The organism is Microbacterium sp. LWO14-1.2 (genome assembly GCF_038397715.1).
Taxonomy (GTDB): Bacteria; Actinomycetota; Actinomycetes; order Actinomycetales; family Microbacteriaceae; genus Microbacterium.
Genome location: NZ_CP151633.1, coordinates 1751910 through 1772725, shown reverse-complemented (window position 1 = coordinate 1772725; position 20816 = coordinate 1751910). Strand labels below are relative to the sequence as shown.

At 70.8% G+C, this 20816-nt stretch carries 15 protein-coding genes; 9 read left to right on the top strand and 6 right to left on the bottom strand.

The window, feature by feature from the left end; translation table 11 throughout:
* Positions 1-90 precede the first annotated feature (90 nt).
* Together MRBLWO14_RS08545 and MRBLWO14_RS08540 are read left to right on the top strand one after the other, a co-directional pair.
* Positions 91-390 carry a chorismate mutase gene (locus MRBLWO14_RS08545; RefSeq protein ID WP_341936028.1) on the top strand — a complete coding sequence of 100 codons (300 nt, stop codon included), beginning with the start codon at positions 91-93 and terminating at the stop codon, positions 388-390.
* Between the two features lie 136 nt (positions 391-526).
* On the top strand, positions 527-1681 hold the full coding sequence (locus MRBLWO14_RS08540; protein WP_341936027.1) for an ROK family protein: 1155 nt from the start codon (positions 527-529) through the stop codon (positions 1679-1681).
* A 28-nt stretch (positions 1682-1709) separates the two neighbouring features.
* On the opposite strand, the gene MRBLWO14_RS08535 is transcribed toward MRBLWO14_RS08540, so the two are convergent.
* Positions 1710-2558 (bottom strand): phytanoyl-CoA dioxygenase family protein, encoded by an 849-nt coding sequence (locus MRBLWO14_RS08535; protein ID WP_341936026.1) that lies wholly within the window; start codon positions 2556-2558, stop codon positions 1710-1712.
* Between the two features lie 93 nt (positions 2559-2651).
* Here MRBLWO14_RS08535 and MRBLWO14_RS08530 point away from each other — a divergent pair, with 93 nt between their 5' ends.
* Entirely contained in the window at positions 2652-3500 is an 849-nt protein-coding gene (locus MRBLWO14_RS08530) for an AraC family transcriptional regulator (protein WP_341936025.1), read from the top strand.
* Between the two features lie 80 nt (positions 3501-3580).
* On the opposite strand, the gene MRBLWO14_RS08525 is transcribed toward MRBLWO14_RS08530, so the two are convergent.
* Genes MRBLWO14_RS08525 through MRBLWO14_RS08515 form a run of 3 tightly spaced genes read right to left on the bottom strand, consistent with a single transcriptional unit; the run spans position 3581 to position 6757 of the window.
* Positions 3581-4501: a carbohydrate ABC transporter permease gene (locus MRBLWO14_RS08525; protein ID WP_341936024.1), complete on the bottom strand. Its 921-nt coding sequence runs from the start codon at positions 4499-4501 to the stop codon at positions 3581-3583.
* Positions 4502-4503: 2 nt separating this feature from the next.
* The gene (locus MRBLWO14_RS08520; protein ID WP_341936023.1) at positions 4504-5478 is read right to left on the bottom strand and encodes a sugar ABC transporter permease; all 975 of its coding nucleotides are present in this window, start codon (positions 5476-5478) and stop codon (positions 4504-4506) included.
* Positions 5479-5509: 31 nt separating this feature from the next.
* Positions 5510-6757 (bottom strand): extracellular solute-binding protein, encoded by a 1248-nt coding sequence (locus MRBLWO14_RS08515; protein WP_341936022.1) that lies wholly within the window; start codon positions 6755-6757, stop codon positions 5510-5512.
* 254 nt (positions 6758-7011) lie between these two features.
* Here MRBLWO14_RS08515 and MRBLWO14_RS08510 point away from each other — a divergent pair, with 254 nt between their 5' ends.
* The 6 genes from MRBLWO14_RS08510 to MRBLWO14_RS08485 all read left to right on the top strand — a co-directional run bounded on the left by MRBLWO14_RS08510 (position 7012) and on the right by MRBLWO14_RS08485 (position 16448).
* Positions 7012-7908 carry a sugar isomerase gene (locus MRBLWO14_RS08510; protein ID WP_341936021.1) on the top strand — a complete coding sequence of 299 codons (897 nt, stop codon included), beginning with the start codon at positions 7012-7014 and terminating at the stop codon, positions 7906-7908.
* Entirely contained in the window at positions 7905-8894 is a 990-nt protein-coding gene (locus MRBLWO14_RS08505; RefSeq protein ID WP_341936020.1) for an ROK family protein, read from the top strand. The genes MRBLWO14_RS08510 and MRBLWO14_RS08505 overlap by 4 nt, the downstream gene beginning before the upstream one ends.
* Positions 8891-9832 (top strand): 1-phosphofructokinase family hexose kinase, encoded by a 942-nt coding sequence (locus tag MRBLWO14_RS08500; protein ID WP_341936019.1) that lies wholly within the window; start codon positions 8891-8893, stop codon positions 9830-9832. The genes MRBLWO14_RS08505 and MRBLWO14_RS08500 overlap by 4 nt, the downstream gene beginning before the upstream one ends.
* Positions 9829-10665 (top strand): class II fructose-bisphosphate aldolase, encoded by an 837-nt coding sequence (locus tag MRBLWO14_RS08495; RefSeq protein WP_341936018.1) that lies wholly within the window; start codon positions 9829-9831, stop codon positions 10663-10665. Before MRBLWO14_RS08500 ends, MRBLWO14_RS08495 begins: the two co-directional genes overlap by 4 nt.
* Positions 10666-10805: 140 nt before the next feature.
* Positions 10806-11582, top strand: coding sequence for a DeoR/GlpR family DNA-binding transcription regulator (locus tag MRBLWO14_RS08490; protein WP_341936017.1), 777 nt, complete (start codon positions 10806-10808; stop codon positions 11580-11582).
* Positions 11583-11747: 165 nt separating this feature from the next.
* Positions 11748-16448, top strand: coding sequence for an NPCBM/NEW2 domain-containing protein (locus tag MRBLWO14_RS08485; RefSeq protein WP_341936016.1), 4701 nt, complete (start codon positions 11748-11750; stop codon positions 16446-16448).
* Positions 16449-16714: 266 nt separating this feature from the next.
* Here MRBLWO14_RS08485 and MRBLWO14_RS08480 read toward each other — a convergent pair whose 3' ends face one another.
* Entirely contained in the window at positions 16715-19141 is a 2427-nt protein-coding gene (locus tag MRBLWO14_RS08480; RefSeq protein WP_341936015.1) for a CHAT domain-containing protein, read from the bottom strand.
* 76 nt (positions 19142-19217) lie between these two features.
* Positions 19218-20780 (bottom strand): S8/S53 family peptidase, encoded by a 1563-nt coding sequence (locus MRBLWO14_RS08475; protein ID WP_341936014.1) that lies wholly within the window; start codon positions 20778-20780, stop codon positions 19218-19220.
* Positions 20781-20816: the final 36 nt, after the last annotated feature.

Here is a 20816-nt window from a genome sequence, read left to right as displayed (position 1 = left end):
TACTCACGATAGCGGCCGGGGTGGCTGCGCCTTCGGCATCCGAGGTCACCCGCAGGGTCGTCCAGGCCCGTGTTTCCGTAGAGTAGGGGCATGACCGCCGCCGAAGATCCCCGCGCTGAACTCCTCCGACTGCGCTCGAGCATCGACAACATCGATGCCGCTCTCATCTTCATGCTCGCGGAGCGTTTCCGTGCCACACAGCAGGTCGGCCGACTCAAGGCAGAGCACGAGATGCCGGCATCCGATCCCGGGCGTGAGGAGCAGCAGGTCGCGCGGCTGCGGGCGCTCGCGGAGGAGGCGCACCTCGATCCGGAGTTCGCGGAGAAGTGGTTCAACTTCGTGGTGGCCGAGGTGATCCGCCATCACACGGAAGCCGCCGGAGGGCGGTGACGGGTCTTCCGGGCGAGCGACGGTGTGTGCAGCACTCACTCGCCCGGAACCCGACTTAGTTCATTGACTAAACTATGTAAGAGGTTACGCAGACGGTCCCGAACTGTCAACCGTTCTCCCGCACAGGAATCGCCCCATGCTCAACGCCGATGACGCACTCGACACCCAAGCGGCGGTACGGCGTGCGAACGTCCGCAGGGCGCTGCAGCTCGTGTTCGACGCCCCCGGCACCCAGACACGCGCCGGCATCTCGCGCGCCACGGGGCTCACGGCTGCCACGGCGTCGTCGCTCGTCGCCGAGCTCCTCGACGACCGCCTGATCGTCGAGGGCGCGCAGGCCGCGAGCACCGGCGGCAAACGTGCGACGACGCTCGACATCGACGCCGACCACCACCTCATCCTCGTGGTGATCCTGCGACCCACCGATGCGAGGATCACCCTGATCTCGCTCGCCGGAGGAGAGATCGACGCGCGGCGCGTGGACTTCACCGACGGCACGCGCGAGCGGATGCTGGCGACTGCGCTCGCCTCGGTCGCCGACGACTACGGCGACCGCCTCCTCATCGCCGCGGTGCAGCTGCCGGGCACCACCGACGGACGCACCGTGCTCGAGAGCGTGCAACTGGACTGGCGCGATGTTCCGCTCGCCGAACGCCTCGAGACGGTCCTCGGCGCACCGGTGCTCCTCGTGAACGACGTGGATGCCGAGGCCATCGCCGAGGCGGGAGCCGATGGTCCGCGCTCGGGTCATCGACTCTTCATCCATGTCGGCGGCGGCATCGGCGCCGCAGTCACGCTCGACGGCGAGCTGGCTCCGGGCCCCCGCCATCGTGCCGGCGAGATCGGGCACGTGCAGGTGGTGTTCGGCGAGGCGGCCCGCGCCTGCCGCTGCGGTCGGACCGGATGCCTGGAATCCGCCGCCGCACTCGGGCCCATGCTCGGGCAGGACTTCTCGGACGCGCTCGACGTCGACGAGATCAGGGCGCTCGTGGCCCGCGCCGACCAGCGCGACCTCGACGAGGGGGCCCGCGCGCTGGCCAGGGCGATCAAGCTGCTCAGCGCGCTGCTGGATCCGGCCGAGATCGTGATCGGCGGACCGGGGGCCGTGCTCGGCGACCGCTTCCTCGACCTGGTCCGCGCGGAGACCGACTATGCGGCGACGGGCACCGCGCAGGTGCCTGTCCGATACGCCGATCCCGCGATCTCCCTCGCGGCAGGGCCCGCGCAGGCCGCCCTCACGGCATCCCTCGGGGTGCGATGGATGCCGCCGCAGCTGCCCCGGCATCCGTAGTCCTCCTGGCGCGGGTCGCGCGGCACGCTCAGAGACCGTCGCCCTCGAACCAGTGCTCCTGCCAGCGCCAGTCGATGGGGTCGGAGACCCGCTGGTAGCGGATGTCGGTGGAGAGCCGGATGCGTGACCGGGGATCGACGTTGTCGGTCGACGCGTGCACGATGTGCGCGGAGTGCACCATGACGTCGCCGGCGCGGTAGTCGGCGACCAGCCAGCGCGCGTCGTACTCGTCGGCCAGGGAGGGGAGGTCGGCGGTGATCGAGGCCGCCGGCAGGCGCAGCGTGCCGGCCCGCTCCTGCGCCATCACCCGATGGTGGCTGCCCTCGAGGTAGGCGAGGCCGCCGGTCTCGACACTGCAGTCGCCGAGCGGGATCCACATCGACAGCACCCGGTCCGTGCCTTCGCGCAGGTACACGAGGTCGTAGTGAGCCTGCGTGGCGGTGCCGATTCCGCTCTCCCCGGGGCGGGTGTGCCGGATGATGCGGCGTCGGTGCAGGTGCACGTCATCGCCGAGGAACCACCGGAACCAGTCGCGGATCGACGGATGCGTCGTCAGTGCCGCGTACCTGTCGCCCGGCACGATCTCGTCGAACAGCAGCCGGCGGGTGAGGGCGCCGTCGACCGGCCCTCCCGCGTCCACACCCTCGTGGATGCCGTCGACGTCGACCAGACCCGTCGGGGCGAGGGTCTCGAAGTAGTACCGGCGGAAGCCCTCGACGAGATCCGCGTCGAGGTGCTGGGTCAGGTAGAGGTATCCATCGCGGCGCAGACGCTGCCACAGAGCATCCCGGTCGCGGCGCTCGCCGACAGGCACGGCGTCGAGTCGTCCCAGTCGGCCGGGGCTCTCGTCGAGGATGTAGCCGTTGGAGGTGATCATGCATCGAGTCTTCTCGCAGTAGCACGATCGAGCCATGCAATCCGATGACATCTGCTTGTACTTTCGGGGTTCGCTCACGACACTAGGAGGATTATGCAGAACTGGGCGATCTACGCGACCCCGGCTCGCACGCTCACCGACGTGACGATCGCGTGCCTCGGCGCCGGCGAGTACTCGGGTCGGAACGAGGGATTCCGCGACCGGCAGCTGCGATCGCACGCCGCCGTCGTGGTGAGCGAGGGCAGCGGGTGGTACTCGAGTCCGCTCACCGGCGATGTGCGCGTGGACGCACCTGCGCTGCTGTGGCTCTTCCCCGGTGTCGTGCACGGGTACGGCCCGCAGCGATCCGGGTGGACCGAGCACTGGGTGCTGTTCTCGGGGGCGGCCACCCGTGCGCTCGACGAGTTGGGTGCGTGGCGGCGGGCGAAGCCGATCGTCCCGCTCGACGGGGTGCCCGACTCGCTGCGTCCGACGTTCGACACCCTGCACTCGGAGCTCGCCGACAGCGGCTCGGCCGCTGCGCTGCGAGCATCCGCCGCCGGTTATGCCTGGATCGCCGAGCTCGCCGCGGCCACCATGCCCGACGCGGCTCCCGACCTCATCGAGGCGTTCACCCGGGGTGCGGCACGCCAGATCCCGATGGAGACCCGTGCGCGCGAGCTCGGCCTGAGCGTCGGCCAGCTGCGGGCTGCCGCCGTCGCGGCGACCGGGCTCACGCCCCTGCAGCTGCTCATCGACTCGCGGCTCGCGCGGGCGCAGTCCCTGCTCGTCGAGACCGATCTCGAGGTCGGAGCGATCGCACGCCAGGTCGGCTTCGACGATCCGTCGTACTTCTCGCGCCAGTTCACGCAGCGGCTCGGGCGCTCACCGAGCCTGTTCCGTGACGAGCAGAGGCGGATGCCGTTGCCCGCCGGCATGCAACCGGAGCAGGTTCTGCGGTGAAGCGACACTTCTGCGGCCATCCCGACCTTGCGCGGCCGCAGAAGTGACCGATGGCCGCAGAAGTGACGAGCCTCGCGCCGCTACTTGACGCTGCCGGCGGTGAGGCCGCCGACGAGGCGCTTCTCGATGAGCATGAACAGGATGACGACGGGCAGGATGGCGACGATGGAGACGCCGAACACGTACTGCCAGCTCGTCTCGTACTGACCGACGAACTTCGTGAGGGCGACGGACAGCGGCTGGTTCTTGTCGGTGGAGAGGATGACGAGAGACGCGGCGAACTCGTTCCAGCAGGCGACGAACGTGAACACGATCGCCGTGACGATGCCGGGCCAGACGAGCGGCAGGTTGATCTTGAACAGCACGGTGAAGCGTCCGGCGCCGTCGATCTGCGCGGCCTCGTCGACCTCTTTGGGGATGCCGGCGAAGAACGAGTGCATGATCCACACCGCGAACGAGAGGTTGAAGGCGGCGTTGATGAAGATCATGGCTGCCCAGGTGTCGCCGAGGCCGAGGGTCGTGAACTGGCGGAAGAGCCCGGAGGTGAGCACGGCCGGCTGCAGCATCTGCGTCACGATCACGAGGAACAGGAACACCATACGGCCGGGGAACCTGAAGCGTGCCGTGTAGTAGGCGGCGGGGAGCGAGACGAGCAGCACCAGCAGGGTCGCGAAGACGGCGATGATGATCGTCGAGATCAGGTTGTACGGCAGCGGTGTCTCGGGAGTCGACCACATCGTGATGTAGTTCTCCCAGTGCCACTCGACGGGGAGGTAGGTCGGGTCGACGGAGCGGATCTGCGGCTTCGTCTTCACGGAGCCGAAGAACATGATCAGGTAGGGCAGCACGAAGATCGCGAGCACGAGGAAGCCGGCGGCCGTGCGCAGGATGACGCGGGGCAGCGTGACCTGGTCTGCGGTGTACCGGCGCTTGCGGCCGGGGATGCGCGGGGCGGGCGTGGAGCCCGAGGTCGTGACGAGGGCGGTCTCGGTCAGGGTCACGATCAGACCTCCTTCATGGGCTTGACGGCCTTGACGTAGATCGCCACGATCACGATCACGATGAGGAAGGCGATGACCGACAGCGCGCTGGCGACATCAACCTTCTTCTGCAGCTCGATGTACTTGAAGATCATCGTCATGATCGTGTCCGCGCCGTAGCCGGGGATGGATCCCGTCATGACCTTGAGGATCGGGAGCGAGTTGAACACGTTGATGATGTTGATGAGCACGGCGACCGCGAGGGCGCTGCGCAGCTGCGGAACGATGATCGTCCAGTAGGTGCGCATGGCTCCGGCGCCATCCATCTTCGCCGCTTCGAGGGTGTCGGCGGGCACCGTCTGCAGGCCGGCGAGGATCGTGTAGGTCGTGAACGGCAGCGACACGAAGATCGCGATGACGATCGACCAGGCGAACGCGGTGGCGGGGTTCTTCGTCCACCCGTAGCCCACGGCGTCGTCGGACAGGCCGATGTCGTAGAGGAACTTGTTGAACACCCCGAAGTACGGTTCGAGGCTGTAGTAGAAGACCATCGTGGTCATGACGACGGACGCCGCCCACGGCACGATCACGGCCATGCGCACGATCTGTCGTCCGGGGAAAGCCTTGTTGAGGATCTGCGCGAGTCCGAGGGAGATCACGACGGTGAAGCCGACCACGACCACGACCCACACGATCGTGCGGAAGAGGATCGGCCAGAACTCGGCGAAGCCGAACACGGTGGCGAAGTTGTCGAGCCCGACGGAGCCCTTGTCGAGACCCGACAGAGAGATGTCGCGCGTGGAGTTGTAGAACATGACGCCGGCCGGGAACAGCACGACGCCGATGATGAGCAGCAGCGCCGGCGCGATCCACGGCAGCGCCTGCAGGAGATCCTTCCCGCCGGGGCGCCCGCGTGCGGCGCCCGACCGGCGGGCGGGGGTGCGGGGGCGGCCGGTGGCCGCCCCCGCGAGGGTCTGGGACTCTGTCGTCTGGCTCATGGGAATCCCCGAACCTCTCCTTCCGCGGGGCTCAGCCCGCGTCGACCTGCGCCTGGATCTCGGTCAGAACGTCCTGCGCCGGCTTGGTCTGCAGCTGGCCGAACAGTGACTTGAACGCACCGTCGGTGGCCGACCACTTCGGGTTGGTCGACGGGTAGAACTGCGCGTCGGGGAGCACGTCGAGGAAGGGCGCGAGGGCCTCCTCGCCGGACAGCTGCTCCGCGCCGGACTTCGTGACGGGCAGGAAGCCCTCGGCCTGCACCCACGGCACGTACACGTCGGCCGAGTAGTAGTAGTCGAAGAACTTGGTGATCGCCTCCTGCTTGTCGCCGTCGTTCTGGAACGCCATCAGCTGGTCCATGACGCCGAGCGTGAACGGCGAGCCGTCCTTCGTCGGGATCGGGACGATGGAGTAGTCCAGCTCGGGGTTGCCCTCCTCGATCTGACCGACCGTGGGCGGCAGGCCCACCTGCATCCCGATCTTGCCCTGGATGAAGATGTCCATCAGCGGCGACCGCTGCGTGGAGCCGGGGTCGGCCTGGGTGGCGCCGGCGTCGATCATCTTCTTGATCTGCTCGGCACCGGCGAGGTTCTCCGGGGTATCGATCGTGATCTCGGACGCGTCGCCGAAGGAGCCGCCGCCGCCCCACAGCCACACGGCGGCCTCGGCCTGGGCCTCCTCGGAACCGAGCGGCATGCCGTAGCCGGCGACTCCGCCGCCGAGCGCCGAGACCTTGGTCGCGGCATCCAGCAGCTCGTCCCACGTCTTCGGGGCCTCGGTCACGCCCGCCTGCTGCAGCAGCGTGTTGTTGACGAACAGGGCGCGTGCCGACGCGATCAGCGGCAGCGCGTAGGCGGTGCCGTCGACCTCGGCGTTCGCGATGAACGCGTCCTGGAAGTCGGCGAGGGTGTCTTCCGACACGACGTCGGAGACCGGGTAGAGCAGCTCGTCGCCCACGAAGCCGGCGAACGGACCGCCGTTGTAGATGTCGGGTGCCTCGCCGGCCTGGATCTTCGTCGAGATGACCTTCTCGAGGTTGTCCCACGACTGCACCTCGAGGTCGACGGTGATGTCGGGGTTCTCCTTCTCGAACCCTTCGATCACGTCTTCCCACAGACCCTTGGTCGCGTCGGAGTAGCTCGGGACGAGCAGGCTCAGGGTGTTCGCGTCGTCTCCGCCGCCGCCCCCTCCCGAAGAACCACCGAAACCGCAGGAGGTGAGCGTGAGTGTGGCGGTTGCCGCGAGTGCGACGGCGCCGAATCGCAGTGACTTCTTCATCTGTGTGGCATTCCTCACTGTGTCAGGAACCGCTCGGATGGAGCGGAGGGTCGCACAGCCGCGAGTACAGCACGCGACAGTGCGTGGTCGCCTCCCCGGAAGGATCGGCGTGGAGTTGTTCGATTATTTGTCAGGCGAATAAACAAATCAAGGGGAATCTTGCAGACCCGCTTGGTTAAGAAATACTATGATCGGAACATCTCCAAAACAATCACAATGTTGCATCATTCGCTTCACTCGTCCCGGAGGACGCCATGACCGAGAACCTTCCCGGCGCACACATGCGCGCAGAGCTCACCTCGCAGCCCGAGACCTGGGCTCGCGCTGTCGAGCTGCGCGACGAGCAGAAGCGCCTCCCTGCCGCGGGCGAGCGCATCGCCGTCGTCGGATGCGGCACCTCCTGGTTCATGGCGCAGGCCTATGCGGCGCTCCGTGAGGGGTCGGGCCAGGGCGAGACCGATGCGTTCGCGGCATCCGAGGCCTTCGTCGACCGCGGGTACGACGCCGTCGTGGCACTGACCCGGTCCGGCACGACCACCGAGGTGCTCGAACTCGTCGAGCGCGTGCGCGGACGGGCTCGCGTGATCGGCGTCATCGGCGACGAGACGTCGCCGCTCGTGTCGCTCGTCGACGAGGCCGTGCTGCTGCCGTTCGCCGACGAGAAGTCGGTCGTGCAGACGCGCTTCGCGACGACCTCGCTCGCCCTCCTCCGCGCCTCCCTCGGCGAAGACCTCACGTCCGCCATCGACGACGCCGCCGCCGTGCTCGCCGCACCCGACGACGACGGGCTCTGGGATGCCGAGCAGTACACCTTCCTCGGTCGCGGCTGGACCGTCGGCCTCGCGCACGAAGCGGCTCTGAAGATGCGCGAATCGTCGCAATCGTGGACCGAGTCGTACGCGTCGATGGAGTACCGGCACGGTCCGATCGCCATCGCCGCTCCCGGTCGCGTGACCTGGCAGTTCGGCGACGCCCCCGAGGGGCTGGCCGCGCAGGTCGAGGCCACCGGGGCCCGTTTCGTGCAGCATCCGATCGACCCGCTGGCCGATCTCGTGCGTCTGCACCGGGTCGCACTCGACCGCGCTGTCGCCCGCGGCCTCGAGCCCGACCAGCCGCGCAACCTCACGCGATCCGTCATCCTGGATGCATGACCTCAGCGACGCCGGAGCACCCGATGACCACGCCTGACGCCGGGGCCGTCGAACGCCCCGGCACCGCGCGCTCACTGGGCGCGGGTGCTCCGGTGCTCGCCTTCGACGTCGGGGGCACCGACATCAAGTCGGCGCTGTTCGACGCAGACGGGACGGCGCTCGATCTGCGGCGCACCCCGACGCCCGGTGCGACCGGCGACCGCACGGCCGTGGTGATCGAGCGGCTCGGCGCGCTCGCCGCCGAGTACGCATCCGCGCACCCCGGCGTGCTCCCGCAGGCCGTCGGACTCGTGGTGCCCGGCATCGTCGATCCGGATGCCGGGATCGGCGTCTTCGCCAGCAACCTGGGCTGGCGCGACAGCCCGATCCGCGACCTCGCCTCGACCCGTCTCGGGCTGCCCGTCGCGTTCGATCACGACGTGCGGGCGGCGAGCTGGGCCGAGAACGTGCTCGGCGGCGCGCGGGCCTACGACGACTCCGTCGTGCTCGTGATCGGCACCGGCATCGCCGGCGCCCTGATCATCGGCGGCGCCCCGTACACCGCGGGCGGATACGCGGGGGAGATCGGGCACTCCCCGATCGCCGACGGCCCCATCTGCCCGTGCGGCGCGCGCGGATGCCTGGAGGCCGTCGCATCGGCCGGCGCGATCACTCGCCGCTACGTCGAGGCCACCGGCGTCACCCCCGATGGCGCGAAGGACGTCATCGCCCGCGCCGCCGCCGGGGATCCCGTCGCCGTCGAGATCTGGGAGTCGGCGCTCGACGCCCTCGCCCTTTCGCTCGCCCAGCTCACGGCCGTGATCGCCCCGCAGGCCATCGTGATCGGCGGCGGGCTCTCCCGCGCCGGCGCAGCGCTGTTCGACGAACTCCGCGACCGCCTCGCGGCACGACTCAGCTTCCACCGCATCCCCGACCTCGTCCCCGCCGAGCTCTCCGGCAACGCCGGCATCCTCGGTGCCGCCCTCCGCGCACGGGAGCTCGCATGATCCTCACGGTCACCCCGAACCCCGCTCTCGACCTGACCTGGCGCGTCGACCGCCTCACGGTCGGGGCGACCCACAGAGCGGATGCCGGTGCGGCGCGTGCCGGCGGCAAGGGCCTCAACGTCGCGAGAGTCGCCCATGCGCAGGGCGCCTCGACTCTCGCCCTCACGACGGCCGGCGGGCGCAGCGGTATCGCGTTCTCGGCCGAACTCGCTGCGAGCGGTGTGCCGCACCGCGTCGTGCCGGTCTCCGCGGCGACGAGGCAGAGCGTCGCGATCGTCGACGAGGAGCTCGGCGACACCACGATCATCAACGAGCGGGGCGTGAACCCCGCCGACACGGAGTGGGCGGCGCTGTTCGGAGAGGTGGTCGATGCGCTGCCGAGCGCGCGCGTCCTGGTCGTGTCGGGGAGTCTGCCGCCCGGCGCCCCCGAGTCCTTCGTCCCCCTGCTGATCGGCACGGCCCGCGACGCGGGTGTGCCGACGATCGTCGACACCTCAGGCCCGGCGCTGCTGCATGCGGCGGATGCCGGAGCATCCGTCCTCAAGCCGAACGCCGCCGAGCTCGTCGAGGCGACAGGCATCGCCGACCCCGTCGATGGCGCGCGGTCGCTCATCGCGCGCGGGGTCGCGCTGGTGCTGCTGTCGCTCGGAGCCGACGGGATGCTGGCCGTCACCGCATCCGAGGTCCTGCACGCGCGTCTCGACGCCCCGCTCGCCGGGAACCCGACGGGCGCGGGCGACGCCGGCGTCGCCGCCTGCGCCGTGCTCTTCGCGGAGGGCATGCGGGACCCCGAGACCGTGCTGCGCCGCGCCACCGCGTGGTCGGCCGCCGCCGTGCTGATGCCCCTCGCCGGCGAGATCTCCGACGACTGGCGTGCTCTCGAAGACCGCCTCGTCGTCGCCTCCTACAGCCCCGCCCTCCGAGAGGACTCCCCGTGACACTCGTCTCCGCCCGCGAACTGGTGACGGATGCCGCGACCCGCGGCACCGGCATCGGCGCGTTCAACGTCATCCACCTCGAGACCGGAGAGGGCCTGGTGCGCGCGGCGGAGGCCGCTCGACTGCCGGTGATCCTGCAGATCTCGCAGAACTGCGCCGACTACCACGGCGGTCTGGAACCGATCTCGCTGGCGACACTGGCACTCGCTCGTCGCGCGAGCGTGCCCGTTGCCGTGCATCTCGATCACGCGGAGCGCCCCGAGCTCGTCGACGAGGCCGTCGAACTCGGCTTCGGCTCGGTCATGTTCGACGGCGGCGCGCTGCCCTACGACGAGAACGTCGCGCTCACCGCGGCCGTCGTCGAACGCGCCCACCGTGCCGGCGTGTACGTCGAGGGGGAGCTCGGCGAGGTCGGCGGCAAGGACGGAGCGCACGCCCCCGGCGTCCGCACCGATCCGGAGGAGGCCCGCGCCTTCGTCGCGGCGACCGGAGTCGACGCGCTCGCTGTCGCCGTCGGCTCGTCGCACGCCATGACCGACCGCACGGCATCCCTCGACCTCGACCTGATCTCGCGCCTGAAGGCCGCGCTCGACGTGCCCCTCGTGCTGCACGGCTCGTCGGGCGTCGCCGACGACGTGATCGCCGCCGCCGTGCGCGCCGGCATGACGAAGATCAACGTCTCGACGCACCTCAACGGGTTCTTCACCAGGGCCGTGCGCGAGAAGCTCGCCGCCGACGAGCGGCTCGTCGACTCGCGCAAGTACCTCGCGCCCGCGCGCGACGCGCTCGCCGCCGAGGCGGCACGGATGCTGCAGCTCTTCGCGCTCGCCTGACGAGACGGGCCTGGCGACGGCGCGCGGCGTCGTCGCGGGGCGACCGCGACCCGTAGACTTTCGCTGAATTCGAGCCGCGGCGCGGGAGCCCTCCCGTCGACCGCGAGGTCCGATCCGACTGACCCGGAGGTATTGTCGCGATGAAGCGTGCGGCGCGCCTCGAGGCGATCCTGGAGATGCTCGCGGGTCAGGGCGAGGTCGGCGTCGACGAGCTGGTCGAGCGGTTCGAAGCGTCTCCGGCGACGATCCGCCGCGACCTCGACAGTCTCGCGGCTCGCCGCCTGCTCACCCGCACGCACGGTGGCGCCGTGGGGCAGTCCGTCGCGTACGAGCTGCCCATCCGGTACAAGAGCCACCAGCAGACCGGTCACAAGGAGCGGATCGCCGCGGCGGCCGCGCGTCTCGTCGAGCCGGGGGCCGTCATCGGGCTCTCCGGGGGCACCACCACCACGGCCATCGCGGGAGCGCTCGCGGCCCGGGACGACCTCTCGGGCGTCGGCGTCACTGTCGTCACGAATGCCGTCAACATCGCTGCTCAGCTGGCGATGCGCCCCGACATCAAGGTCGTGGTGACGGGCGGCGTCATCCACTCGCGCAGCTTCGAGCTCGTCGGCCCGTTCGTCGAGCAGCTTCTCCGCGGGGTGCGCCTCGACATCGCCTTCATCGGAGTGAACGCGATGGATCCCGTCGACGGCGCGCGCACCAACGACGAGCGCGAGGCGGCCGTGAACCGCATGATGGCGGAACGCGCACAGCGCGCCGTGATCGTCGCCGACTCGTCGAAGGTCGGCACCGGGTCTTTCGCCTCGATCGGCGGGGCAGACCTCTTCCAGACCCTCATCACGGACAGCGGGCTCTCGACCTCCCTGCGCGAGGAGTTCACGGCAGCCGGCTACCGCGTGGTCATCGCCGACTGACGTTCGCCCGAGGCTCCCGCTCGACGGGTCCGGTGCTCGCCGGCATGCACTCTTGACGACTTCCCGTGCGCCTTGCTATGGTCGCCAAAACGATGCATTGTGCATCTTCTTAACCTAAAACATCACGAACAATCATCTCTGCACCGTCGCACAGATCGGAAGACCATGTCCTTCTCGTTCGCCCCTCCCCGCCGCCGATCGGTCGTCTCGACGCTTCTCGTCGGCGTGCTCGCCGCGACCGTCCTCGTCGCCGCACCCGGCGCCGCAGCGGCCGCCCCCGACATCACGGCCGAGGTGCCGGTGCAGCCGGGCGACACCCTCGGCGCCATCACCGCCGTCGCCGACGAGGGCGACGGCGCCGTGCTCACCACGCAGTCAGGCGGCGCGGTGCGCGTCACGTTCCTCGACGCCGCGACGCTGCGGATCGAGGCCGACCGCAGCGGAACGTTCACCGACCCCGCGAACACCTCGCAGGGCGACCCCGCCCGATCCGCGAACATCGTGGTCGGCGCGGGCGACTTCACAGCATCCGATGTCTCCGTCTCCGACGGATCGACCGTGCGCATCGCGACCGACGAGGTGACGCTCGAGGTCGACAAGGGCTCGGGTCGCATGACGCTCCTGCGCGCCGACGGAAGCACCGTCTGGCAGGAGAGCAGCCCGCTGAGCTTCGGCCCCACCGCCACCACCCAGCACCTCGCCGCGCGAGACGGCGAGCAGTTTCTCGGCGGCGGCATGCAGAACGGCCGCTCCATCCACACCGGCGCGACCGTCAACATCTCGCGCAACTTCAACTGGTCCGACGGCGGGCACCCCAACGCCGTCCCGTACTACATGAGCAGCGCGGGCTACGGCGTGCTGCGCAACACCTTCGCGCCCGGTACCTACGTGTTCTCGGGCGACCCCACCACGACCCACGCCGAGAAGCGATTCGACGCGTACTACTTCGTGGGCGACTACAAGCAGTCCCTCGACGGCTACACCAAGCTCACCGGGCGCCCCCACATGCCCCCGGCATACGCCCTCGAGTACGGCGACGCCGATTGCTACAACCGCTCGAACCCCACCTACACCTCCAGCGGCTTCGGCGACCCCGAAGGGGTGAAGCAGCACACGATCCAGTCGGCCCAGGTCGCCGCGCAGTTCGCGCAGCACGACATGCCTGCGGGGTGGATGCTGGTGAACGACGGATACGGCTGCGAGTACTCGCAGCTCCCCGAGACCGTGGCGGCGATCGGCGAGCAGGGACTGCAGACAGGGCTCTGGACGCAGCGGGCCCTGACCCAGCAGGAGAGCGAGGTCGGCGACGCCGGCATCCGTCTGCGCAAGCTCGACGTCGCGTGGGTCGGCGAGGGCTACCGTCTCGCCCTCACCGGATGCGAGGCCGCGCATGACGGCATCGAGCAGTACTCCGACGCCCGAGGCACCGCTCTCATGGTCGAGGGCTGGGCAGGGGCGCAGCGCTGCGGGATGCAGTGGACGGGCGACCACTCCGGCAACCTCGACGCGGTGCGCTGGCAGGTCTCGGCGCTCACCGGCGCCGGCAACTCGGGCCTGCCGTTCACGACGGGCGACGTCGACGGCATCTTCGGCGGATCCACGAAGAGCTACGTGCGCGACCTGCAGTGGAAGGCGTTCGCACCGGCGCTGTACTCGATGAGCGGGTGGGCGGCCACCGACAAGCGGCCGTGGCTCTACGGCGAGGAGGCCACGCGCATCAACCGCGACTACCTGCAGCTGCGTCAGCGCCTCATGCCGTACATCTACACGCTCGCCGCCGAATCGCACCGCTCGGGGACGCCGATGATGCGCTCACTCGCCCTCGAGTACCCCGACGACGCTCGCTCCTACAGTGCGGAGGCGAACAACCAGTTCCTGCTCGGACGTGACTTCCTCGTCGCGCCGGTCTTCACCGACAGCGACGTGCGCAACGGCATCGTGCTCCCCGAGGGCGACTGGATCGACTACTGGTCCGGAGACGTCGTGCGCGGCGGCCGGGTGCTCAACGGCTACGACGCCCCGCTCGACACCCTGCCGGTGTTCGTGCGCGCCGGCGCGGTCATCCCGCAGGGCATCGTGGCGCGCAACTCGTCGCTCGTGCCGGACGATGCGCCCCTCACCCTCGACGTGTACCCGCAGGGCGAGTCGGAGTTCACGCTCTACGAAGACGACCAGGTCACCCGCGACTACCGCGACGGCGCGAGCTCGTCGCAGCTGTTCGAGGTCGACGCCCCCGCGAAGGATGCCGGAGACGTCACCGTCACCATCGGCACCCGCGACGGCGACTACACGGGCAAGGCCGCAGAGCGCGCGTACCGCCTGCAGGTGCACAGCGGATCGGCGCCCGACGCGGTGACCCGCGACGGCGTCGCCCTCACCGAGGTCGCGGATGCGGAGGCGCTCGCCGCGGCCGGCGCGGGCTGGTACTTCGACGAGACGGACGCCGACGGCACCGTGGTGGTCGAGGCGGGCACCGTCGCGTCGACGGCGTCCGCCGTCATCGCGCTCGCCGGCGCGAGCGCGGTGGGCGGAGACGATGCGGATGCCGCGGCGATGACCGCCGAGGTTCTGCTGGACGACACCGTCGCGCAGGGCGCCGAGACCACCGTGCGGGTGACGGCCACCAACACGGGCGATCACGACAAGACGGGTCTCGCGTTCTCGCTCGAACTCCCCGACGGGTGGGACCTCACCGGCACCGCCGACGACGAGACGCCGACGCTCGCGCCCGGTGCCTCGGCGACCGCGACGTTCACCGTGACGCCGACGACCTCGGCGGCCGGGGGTCAGGCCACGATTCGCGCGAAGGTCGACTACACGGCGAGGTCCGGTGCCTCCGGGAGCGCCGGCGCCGCGAACCAGATCTACGTGAACTACGGATCGCTCGCCGCGGCCTACAACCACGTCTCGATCACCTCGCTCGCGACCAGGGCCCAGGGCGACTTCGACGGTGGCAAGGCCTCGTTCTCGGCCGAGGCGCTGGCCGCGCAGGGCGTCGACCCCGGGTCGACGGTGCGGGCGGCACTCCCCGGCGGAGACGTCGACTTCACCTGGCCCGACTACGTCGACGGAGCGGTGAACGCGGTCGCCCTCGACGGGCAGACGATCAGCGTCAGCGGGCAGGGCACGCATCTCGCGGTGCTGACCTCGGCCGCGGTCGGAGGCGGCGTCTCGCCGACGCTGACCGTGACGTACACCGACGGCACGAGTCAGAGGGAGAGCCTGTTCGTGCCGAACTGGCTCAAAGCCGGGCTCGGCTCCGCGACCGCCGTGATCGACACCAAGGGCCGCAACAACGCCGCCAGCGCGACGATCGAGTACGCGCAGTACACGTACAGCGTGTTCGCGAACAGCATCCGCCTGAATCCGTCGAAGACGGTGGAGTCGGTCACCCTCCCCGTCGAGACGCGCGTGAAGTTCTTCGACTGGAAGGTGGTCTCGCAGCAGCTGCCGGACGCGCCGACCGGCACCGTCGCGCTCTCGGACATCGACTGGGTCTCGGCCACCAACGGCTACGGCGTGATCGGCAAGGACGTCGCGAACAAGGACTCGGCGACCTCGCCCGACGTTCCCCTGCAGATCAACACCACCCCCGAGCTCAAGAAGGTCTACGACAAGGGCCTCGGCGTGCACGCCGTCTCGAAGCTGACCTACTACCTCGGCGGCGCCTGCACCTCGTTCACGACCGACGCCGGGCTGGAGGACGGCTTCTCGGGAGCGGTCATCTTCCGGGTCGACGTCGACGGCACGCAGCGGTACCAGTCGGTCACGTTCACGCCGGGCTTCGCCACCGAGCGGATCGCCCTCGACGTGACGGGAGCGCAGTACCTCGACCTGCGGGTGGATCCGACGACGGCCGGCGCGATCAACGGCGCTCACGGCGTCTGGGGCGAACCCACGCTGGTGTGCGCCGACGCCGACACGAGTGCTCCGATCACCGAGGCGACGCTCGCCCCCGACCCGGCGGCGAGCGGATGGCACACCACGCGTCCGACGCTCACGCTGACGGCCTCCGACGACCGTGCTGTCGCGCTCACGCAGTACCGGATCGGCGAGGGAGGGTGGAACACCTACACCGAGCCGGTCGCGCTGCCGGAGGGCGAGACGACCGTGCAGTACCGGTCGACGGATGCCGCGGGCAACGTCGAGGAGGCCGCGACGCTCGGGCCGATCAAGGTCGACTCGGACCGGCCGACGGTGGGCGTGACCGTCGACGGACGCCGGTTCGTCGTCACGGCGGCGGACTCCGTGTCCGGCATCGCCGCGGTCGAGTACTCGCTCGATGCCGGCGCGACCTGGACCGCCTACACGACGCCGGTGACGGCTCCCGCCGAGGGAGCGCAGCTCATCGCCCGCGCCGCCGACCGCGCCGGCAACGCCTCGGCGGTGTCGGATCCGGTGCGCATCGAGGCGACGGGCACCGGACCCGAGCCGGGCTCGCAGACCCTGTCGGCTCCGACGCAGGCACGAGCGGGCGAGGAGATCACCGTCCGGCTGGCGGGATTCGCCCCGGCCGCCGAGGGCGAGCTGTGGCTCTTCTCCGACCCGGTGCGCCTCGCGACCTTCACGACGGATGCCGCCGGTGCGGCGACCGTGACCGTGCGTGTTCCGACGTCGACGCCCGTGGGCGCCCATACGCTGCGGGCTCTCCTCGGCGGAGACGTCGTGGCCTCGACCGCGATCGCGGTGGTCGCCGCCGGCTCGGCAGGCGCAAGCGAAGGCTCGGCAGCGACAGGGGGACTGGCCGCGACCGGATCGTCACTCGACCCCGCGATCCCGGTCACCGCCGCACTGCTGCTCCTCGCGATCGGAGCCGCGCTGCTCGTGCGGCGCGGTGCGCGCCGGCGGCCTCACTCCCGCGGGTGATCGGCCGGTGCCGCGACGGGTCCCCTCCCGTCGCGGCATCCGGTCGATCCGCCCTCCGTCGGCGGATGGTGGGGATGTCGCGACCCCTCTCGCGACATCCCCGAGGTAGATGGTGTCCATGTCGTCTCTCGCACTCCCCAGTGCACGAGGTTCCCCATTTCCGACTGCGCCTCCCTCGCGCTCCGCTTCCGGAGCCCTTCGCGTGGCACCCTCTGCAGATTAGGAGAGGGCGCACCCTCCTCTGATACATCGAGTGGAGAAAATCTCTAGAACCCGTCGCCGTGGCAGTGGAACGGGGCCCGGAGACCTGTGGACTCGGATGCCGCGGCCAGCGCCACTGCCGGAGCATCGCCGCCCGCGAGCCGGAGGTGCAGGGCGGCGAGGAGCTCGCAGGCGACGTCGTCGGCGACCACGACCGGGGCTGCGATGACGCAGCGGGTGCCGGCGTGCAGCCAGACGCGCGTCATGCCCAGTGCCTCCTCACCCCAGCGGACCGATGATCGCCCGAGCTCGCACGCCGACAGCACGACCGTGTCGGGCGGGCGTGGGATCAGGTCGACGTCGTACCCGAACAGCGTGCCGTCGACGAGCTCGAAGCCCGAGAACAGCGGGTTGTCGACGGCATGACGGCCGTGCGCGGCGATGTGCAGCACGTCGGTGCGCCCGGCGAGCTCGGTGATCGCGTCGACCCGAGCCTCCTCGCCGGCGAACACCTCGGCCGTGCCCCAGGCGCTCGCCGCCGTGCGGACCTCCTCGCCCGCGCGGGCGACGCGAGGCCCGGCCGCGAAGCCTGCACGGGCTCGCCGCCGCGGCGCACGGTCCTCCAAGAGGCGCGACACCGAGGTGGCGATCGTGAACGGGATGCCGGACAGCCCGGGGAGCATGGCCCACGGGATGCCGCCGAGGATGCCGGGGATCGTCAACGCCAGCCGTGACGCCTGCGGGGCGGCGGCGCGCGCGGGCGCGAACAGCGACTCGTCGAGCGCGCGCAGCCGTTCGTCGAGGGATCGGCCGACGGTCGCCGCCATCGGGCCGCCGTGCGTGAGGGCGGCGACGTCGAGGTCGGCGCGCAGTCCGTCGAGGGCCGCACGGATGCGCGGCCAGGGCAGCTCGACGATCGACGCCCCTGCCGCCGTGACGACCGTGCAGAGCAGGTCCGTCCCCGTGTACACGTAGGCGAGGACCGCCGTCTCGTCGTCGAGCCGCGCCCTGGTCGTCGCCAGGTCGAGGCGTCCGCGGTGGGCGCCGGCGCCGGTCGACGACCACTGCCGATCGCGCACCCGGTCGCGCAGCGCTCTCACCCGGGCATCGGCGGTCCAGTCCGAGCCGGCGAGGTCGGCGCGCAGCATCCGCAGTTCCGCGAGGTCGGCCGCGAGATCGGCGTCGTGCGGCGGACGGACCGGGGCGACCTGCTGGCTCAGGTGCCTCGCGCGCTCCGACCACTCGAACAGCACGCCCGGATCCCGCGTGCGGGCGGCCGCCCCGAGCCCCGTGAACATCAGCTCGGTTCCGTGCATCGCCACCGACGCCTGCAGGTCGAGGGCGCCGAACGACTGCTGCCAGGCGGTGAGCAGGTCGAGTCCGTGGGCCGCGGCGCGCAGGGCGGCGGCATCCTTCCCCGCCTTCGCCGCCCGCACCGCCTGCACCTCGTGGGCGCGCAGCCGCAGCGGTGTGGGGGCGTCGTCGGTGAGCCGCGGCATCCGTCCCTCGCCGACGAGCCGCGAGGTGAGGCCGAGCGCGGTCGCCTCCGTGCGGAAGCCGCCCGCCGTGAGCGCGCGCTCGGTGCGCGCGAACGCGGCGGCGTCGACAGCGCGCTCCGGGTGCGCCCGCAGGGATGCTTCAAGGCGCACGGCCTCGGCCCGCGCCGACCATCCGTCGCTGCCGAGGGCCGCGAACCGGCGGGCGGCTCTCGCTGCGGTGCGCTCGGCTGCTGCGGCGTCGTGCCGCAGCAGCGACCGCGCGAGGTGGAACTCGGCCTCGCCGCGTGCCTGCCGCATGCGCTGCGTCCCGAAACGTGTCGCGACCTCGTCGAGCAGCGCTTCCGCCTCGGTGGTCAGCCCGGCGTCACGGAGCACTTCCGCCCGGTCGAGGTCGCTGATCGCCGCGGCCAGGTCGCTCGTGGCGGCGAGCGTGGGGCGAGAGGCGGTCATGAGCTTCAGCGCCGCGACGAGATCGCCGCCGAGCAGCGCGGCGTACCCGAGGTTGTGCCGCGCCTCGGCCAGAGGTTCCTCCTCTCCGAGCGTCTCGTACACGGCGATGGCGCTGCGCAGGTCGGCGGTGCAGTCGTCGAGTCGGTGCCGCTGCATCCCGACGATCGAACGGCTCATGAGCAGGTTCGCGCGTTCGATCGAGTCCTCGTCGAGCGCGTCGATCGCCCTCGTGAGCGCCTGATCCGCCTCGTCGAGTCGTCCGCCGTGCATGAGCAGCGTGCCCAGCTGGCCGTCGAGCACGGCGACGGTGTCGGCGTGGAGCCCCGGTCGCGCGAGGGCTTCGCGTGACAGGCGCTCGGCCTCGCCCGGCTCACCGGTCTGCGCGAGCACGTACGCCATCGTGCCGTCGATGCGCGCTCGCAGGTCGGCGTCGTCGCCGGCGCGGGCGGATGCCGTCGCGAGCGCGCGCCGCGCCCGACCGAACCGCCGGGAGTTGGCCGCGTCGACGCCACGCTGATGCAGCTCGCGCGCAGACAGGGGCATCATCCCAGAATGCCGGTCGACAACGCGGCGCGGAAGGGTCGTGACGGCATCCGTCGCCGGACGCCGTCACGAGCGGCTACTCCCGCGGAGCGGGCAGGGTCTTCAGCACCGCGGCCACCGCCTTCGCCGCCGTGGCCGGCGAGACGCCCTCCCGCGGGACGGAGCCGAGCTGCGCCGCGACGCGCCCCGCGACATAGGGCGCCGCGAACGAGGTGCCGCTCCAGATCGCGAACCCGCCGCGGTAGTCGTCGGGGTCGATCGTCTCGCGACGGAGCCCGTCGACATCGGCCCTGCACGACGCCTGCTCGCCGCCCACGAACGCCGGCGACGTGCTCACGACCGCCGCCCCCGGGGCGTACACCTGCACCCAGGGTCCGACGTTCGAGAACAGCGCGACCGAGCGCGCCGACGGGTTCAGCGCCCCGACCGACACGAGCGGCGCGTCGTCGTCGTGCGGGATGCCGTTGTCGGACCCCGGCCACGGCCACAGCGACGCCGGGAACGACGGCCGGTCGATCGCGTCGTTGCCCGCCGAGCACACGACCACGCACCCCAGCTCCCTCGCCTTCGTCAGCAGGGCGGTGAGCGTGGTGCTGAACAGGCCGTCCTGCGGGGTCTCGTGGTAGTAGCCGAGCGACAGGTTGAGCACGTCGATCGGATGCCCGGTCGACGGGTCCTCCCGGTGCCGCCGCAGCAGCTCGACCACCTGCGCGACCGTCGTGAGGAACGTGCTCTCGTCGATCACCCCGAGCGCGCCGGCCATGCGCACCGACAGGATGTCGGCATCCGGAGCGGTCTGCCGGATGATCCCCGCGATGAACGTGCCGTGACCCGCGACGGCGTCGATCTCGCCGTCGAGCTGGCCGTACATGTCGGGGTAGCGCTCGGGATCGGCGTCGTCGGTGAGGCCCACGGGCACGCCGTCGAGCTCGATGTGCCGGGTGACGACATCGTCGGGCAGCCAGTCGTGCACGCCGCACCCGGTGTCGAGCACGGCCACGACAGGGCGTCGGCCGCGCTTCGGCGACGGGCCGCGGCGCGGTGCCGGGCCCAGCCAGCTCACCGGCTGCCGGGCGCCGCGCCCCGGTTCGAGGTAGTCGTCGCTGCCGCCAGCCCCGGCGCCGCGCATCGGGTTGGTGCGGCTGAAGGGATTCGTGCGACTGAAGGGATTCGTGCGGCTGAACGGGTTCAGGCCGACCGGGTCGATCGACAGCACGTGCTCGAGGCTCGTGCGCGGCATCGACGACCTGGTGCTCCTCCTGGCGCGCTGCAGCACCCGCCATGCGTCCGGCGGCACGGGCGATTCCCCGCGCACGGGTTCGTCGGGGGTCGTGAGATGCGCGCGCAGGAAGCCGGGCACCCCCGGCAGCAGATCGTCGGCGTACAGGCGCGACTCGGGCGACTCGACGTCGAGCTGCCAGCCGAAGGATGCCGCGGCCTCCTGCAGCGCCTTCACCTCGCCGTCGTACGCCTCGTGGTCGTTGTCGCGGTCGAACGTGATGAGCAGTCGCTCGGGCAGATACGCGGTCGGGAAGGCACGGACGCCCCCGACCGGTTCGACGTTCGGATCGAGAGCCGTCCCGCGACGGATCGACCCCTCCGCTCTGTCCTGCCAGCTCCAACCCCTCGGCTGCTCCATGATCGGTCGTCCCCTCCTCGCGGGCGCACCCGCATC